3 protein-coding genes are annotated in these 1,548 nt (G+C 72.7%); 1 reads left to right on the top strand and 2 read right to left on the bottom strand.

Going from position 1 to position 1,548, the window contains the following annotated elements; translation table 11 throughout:
* Together PLJ28_RS14800 and tadA are read right to left on the bottom strand one after the other, a co-directional pair.
* On the bottom strand, positions 1-277 hold a 277-nt coding region (locus PLJ28_RS14800; RefSeq protein ID WP_324590331.1), incomplete at its 3' end, for an FAD-binding oxidoreductase.
* Positions 278-426: 149 nt separating this feature from the next.
* Positions 427-903: a tRNA adenosine(34) deaminase TadA gene (gene tadA / locus PLJ28_RS14795; RefSeq protein WP_298045185.1), complete on the bottom strand. Its 477-nt coding sequence runs from the start codon at positions 901-903 to the stop codon at positions 427-429.
* 55 nt (positions 904-958) lie between these two features.
* Here tadA and upp point away from each other — a divergent pair.
* On the top strand, positions 959-1,548 hold a 590-nt coding region (gene upp / locus PLJ28_RS14790; protein ID WP_324590330.1), incomplete at its 3' end, for a uracil phosphoribosyltransferase.

The following is a 1,548-nucleotide window of genomic DNA, read 5'->3' as shown; positions in this document are numbered from 1 at the left end:
CCAGCACCAGTCCGTCGTCCACGGTGCCGTAGCCGGCCACGCTGTGGCCGCCACCCCGCAGCGCGACGGGCAGCCCGTGGCGCCCGGCGAACTCCAGGCTGGGGGCGACGTCGGACACGTCACCGGCGCGGACCACCACCGCGGGGTGCCGGTCGATCATCGCGTTCCACACCCTCCGCGCGTCGTCGTACAACGCGTCCTCGGGTCCGATCACCGTGCCGCGTACCGCTGAGGACAGGGCGCGCAACGCCTCGGGAGAGAGTCGGGGTCCAGTCATGACGGACCAGCTTCCGGTTCGGTGCCGGTCCCGGACGGGCCGGCCGTGCAGTGAATTCTTCCCCGGCGCCAGTCACCGGTCAACGCTCCGGGAGCGCCGCTCCTGCGGGTCCGGCGGGCCGCGTCCGGCCCGCGGCCCTCAGCTCCGGTTCAGCCCCGGTGCGCGCGGAAGAACCCTGTCAGCACCTCCGCGCACTCCTGCTCGCGGATGCCGGGAAACACCTCGACCCAGTGGTTCAGCCGCGGCTCGCGGACGACGTCGAACACGGATCCGCAGGCCCCGGCCTTGGGGTCCCACGCGCCGAAGACCAGTCGGGGGACGCGGGCCAGGACGATCGCCCCGGCGCACATGGCGCAGGGCTCCAGGGTGACCACGAGGGTGCAGTCCTCCAACCGCCACCCGTCGTCGTGCCCGGAGTCCCGACGCGCGGCGGCCGCGGTCCGCAGGGCCAGCACCTCCGCGTGGGCGGTGGGGTCCCCGCTCGCCTCCCGCTCATTGCGACCGGTGCCGAGCACGGTCCCGTCCGGGCCCAGGACCACCGCACCGATCGGCACGTCACCGGTGTCCGTGGCGCGGCGGGCCTCGCCCAGGGCCAGCGCCATCCAGGAATCGTGCTCGGGATGCATGGTGACTGAGCCTATCCGGAGGGGTGCGGCCCCTCCCTTCTGTAGGGTTGGCACCATGCGCGTACAGCTCGTCGAACACCCGCTGGTAGCCCACAAGCTCACGGTCCTCAGGAAGCGGGACACCCCGTCCATGATCTTCCGGCAGCTGACCGAGGAACTGGTCATGCTGCTGGCCTACGAGGCCACGCGGGACGTCGCGGTGGAGCCCGTCCGGATCGAGACCCCCGTCGCCACCACCACCGGGGTCCGGCTGGCGCGGCCCACGCCGCTGGTGGTGCCGATCCTGCGCGCCGGCCTCGGGATGCTCGAGGGCATGGTCCGGATGGCGCCGACGGCGGAGGTCGGCTTCCTGGGGATGGCCCGGAACGAGGAGACCCTGGACATCGTCACCTACGCGGAGCGACTGCCGGCCGACCTGACGGACCGGCACGTGTTCATCCTGGACCCCATGCTGGCCACGGGCGGGACGCTGGCCGAGGCGGTCCGGTTCATGTACGCCCGCAAGGCGCGCCGGGTGACCTGCATCTGCCTCCTGGGCGCGCCCGAGGGCATCGCGCGACTGGAGGGCGAGCTGGCCGACGTCGACGTGGACATCTACCTGGCGGCCGTCGACGAGCGCCTGAACGAGCAGTCCTACATCGTCCC

The sequence above is a fragment of the Citricoccus sp. genome, from assembly GCF_035445025.1.
Classification (GTDB): domain Bacteria; phylum Actinomycetota; class Actinomycetes; order Actinomycetales; family Micrococcaceae; genus Citricoccus.
This window is presented reverse-complemented; position numbering and strand designations above follow the sequence as displayed.

Excerpts from the sequence above, each read along its gene's own strand:
- tadA (WP_298045185.1), bottom strand. The coding sequence starts at position 903 with ATGCATCCCGAGCACGATTCCTGGATGGCGCTGGCCCTGGGCGAGGCC.